The sequence below is a fragment of the Stenotrophomonas sp. P5_A8 genome (assembly GCF_056400545.1).
Map to the genome: position 1 here is coordinate 1 of NZ_JBFULB010000456.1, position 2,400 is coordinate 2,400.

General features: G+C 67.5%; 3 protein-coding genes. 1 reads left to right on the forward strand and 2 read right to left on the reverse strand.

Annotation, left to right across the window (positions count from 1 at the left end; genetic code table 11):
* Together AC1DQP_RS19485 and AC1DQP_RS19490 are read right to left on the reverse strand one after the other, a co-directional pair.
* A partial coding sequence (locus AC1DQP_RS19485; protein ID WP_478052300.1) for a sensor domain-containing protein occupies positions 1–903 on the reverse strand: 903 nt, incomplete at its 3' end.
* The gene (locus AC1DQP_RS19490) at positions 900–1,265 is read right to left on the reverse strand and encodes a PadR family transcriptional regulator (protein ID WP_256776822.1); all 366 of its coding nucleotides are present in this window, start codon (positions 1,263–1,265) and stop codon (positions 900–902) included. The genes AC1DQP_RS19485 and AC1DQP_RS19490, both read right to left, overlap by 4 nt.
* 152 nt (positions 1,266–1,417) lie before the next feature.
* Between AC1DQP_RS19490 and AC1DQP_RS19495 the strand changes: the two genes are divergently transcribed.
* Complete coding sequence (locus tag AC1DQP_RS19495) at positions 1,418–2,317, forward strand: peptidylprolyl isomerase (protein WP_457319309.1); 900 nt, start codon at positions 1,418–1,420, stop codon at positions 2,315–2,317.
* The last annotated feature ends 83 nt before the right edge of the window (positions 2,318–2,400 follow it).

Below are 2,400 nucleotides of genomic sequence, written 5' to 3' on the forward strand. Positions count from 1 at the left end.
GACCACCGCCAGCAGCGGGGTCACCCAGAGCGGCAGCATCTGGTTGCCGTCGATATGGATCCCCACGTAATCCGGGGAGATCAACGCTGCCACCGGCGCCCAGATGAAGGCCAGCGACACCGACAACAGCGTGGTGGCAAGGGTGAAGTAGACGATGCCCAGCGGCAGCATCAGCATGAAGTACAACAGCGTCAGCCAGGTGCGGCCGTCGGTGAACATGTCGCCGATCCGCTGCAGCCAGGTGCGGCTGCGGTCGGAATAGGTCGGCCGGCGCGGCATGCGCTCGCCGAGCAGGGCTTCCACCAGACGCCCTTCCAGCAGCGACAGGCCGCGCACCGAACCGAAGAACAGCACCGCGATCGGGATACCGATGATCAGCACCATCAGCCCCAGCGACAACGACAGGCCGGTCACCACCCAAGTGAAGAAGAACGTGCCGGTGGCCAGCGACAGCAGCATGTAGAACAGCGCGCCGTAGGTGCGTGCCTCCAGGGCGACACCGAAGAAGCGCGCCAGCACGCCGCGCGGCTTGACCGGCGCCGGTGCCGTCGGCGCTACGCCGCTACCAACGCTGGCCCCCCCCGCACCGCCCACCGTCGCCCGGCGCAACGGCGCCGCACCGGCGCTGGGCGTGCGCAGCGCACGGGTAACGGTGATTTCGGTTTCGCGGTAGATCTCGGCGACCTCTTCCGGCGCGCCGTAGCTGCCGGCGACATCGGCGATCACCTCGGCCTCGCTGCGGCCGGGCTGCGCGGCCAGCTCCGAGCGCAGGTATTCCTCGGCGTCGTAGAGGGCGTCCTGCACCATCGCCGGGTCGGCATCGTGCAGGGCCGCGCGCAACTGCGCCAGGTACTGCGGAATGGTGGCGGGCAGCTGGCTGCCCGTCGTGGTCTGGTCGTTCATTGCAGTACCCCCTCCAACACGGAATCGACGGAATCTCGGGTGGCGCGCCAGGCCTGGGTCCATAGCTCCAGTACCTGGCGACCGCGTTCGTTGATGCGGTAGTAGCGTCGCGGCGGTCCGGCCATCGACGGTTCGACATGGCTTTCCAGCAACCCGGCCCCTTCCAGGTTGCGCAGCACCGGGTACAGCGCGCTCTGCTTGCCGCTCAGCACGCCCTCCCCGACCCGCTCCAGCTCCTTGGCTATCAGGTAGCCGTACAGCGGCTCGCCGGCCTTGGCCAGCACCGCCAGCAGGGCCAGCGAGACGGTGCCGGCGCTGAGCTCTTTCTGGAACTTCTTGAGGTGGGCCTCGTGGTCGCTCATGGGCTTCTCCAGCTAGCGTGGAGTCAACACTAGTGTGAAGTCAGCTATAGCGAATGTGTCGTTAGTCACCGTGCCGGTTGGCAGCCCCGACCGCTGGCGGATCCGTCGGGGCTTCGCGCACAATCCGGGGACACTTCCTGAACGGGTTTGCCATGTCGCCACGTCGTCCTGCCCTGCTCGCCCTCGCCCTGGCCTGCGCGCTGCCCTTGGCCGCCAGCGCAGCCACGCCTTACCGCAGCCCGCAGCAGATCCTGGACGCCTCGCCGGCCAGCGACTGGCGCACGCCGGATCCGACCAACCTGCTGTACATGAATCTGGACAAGGGCCAGGTCATCATCGAACTGGCCCCGGCGTTCGCGCCGCAGCATGTGGCCAATATCCAGACGCTGGCGCACGAGCACTTCTGGGACGGCGAAACCGTGTACCGCGTGCAGGACAATTTCGTGGTGCAGTTCGGCGATATCGATGCCGACGATGCGGCCAAGGCCAAGCCATTGGGCACGGCCAAGCGCAAACTACCGGCCGAGTTCCAGCGCGACAGCGCCGGGCTGGAGGTCAGCGTGCTGCCCGATCGCGATGGCTGGGCCGACCAGACCGGGTTTGTGGACGGTTTCGCGGTGGGCCAGGACCGCAAGGATGGCAAGACCTGGCTGGCGCACTGTTACGGCACGCTGGGCGCGGGCCGCAGCAACGAGGAAGACAGCAGCATTGGCGCGGAGCTGTATGTGGTGACGGGGCAGTCGCCACGGCAGCTGGATCGCAACATCACGGTGGTCGGTCGGGTGCTGCAGGGAATGGAACTGTTGAGCGCGTTGCCGCGCGGGCCGGCGCCGATGGGCTTCTATGCCGATGCGGCGCAGCGCACGCCGATCGCCTCGATCCAGCGGGCAACCGATGTGCCGGCGGCGCAGCGGCCGAAGCTGCAGGTGCTGCGGACCGAGTCGAAGACGTTCGCCGATGTGGTGGAGGCGCGGCGCAACCGGGTGGATGATTTCTACAAGCGGCCGGCAGGGCATATCGATCTTTGCAATATTGCGGTGCCGGTGCGGTAAAGCGAGGTTTGGCCGCGCGCTGTGGCGTAGAGCCACCCCATGGGGGGCTGCACGCGGACCAACCGGGCTTAGCGCTTCTGCGA

Excerpts from the sequence above, each read along its gene's own strand:
- AC1DQP_RS19495 (WP_457319309.1), top strand. The coding sequence starts at position 1,418 with ATGTCGCCACGTCGTCCTGCCCTGCTCGCCCTCGCCCTGGCCTGCGCG.
- AC1DQP_RS19490 (WP_256776822.1), bottom strand. The coding sequence starts at position 1,265 with ATGAGCGACCACGAGGCCCACCTCAAGAAGTTCCAGAAAGAGCTCAGC.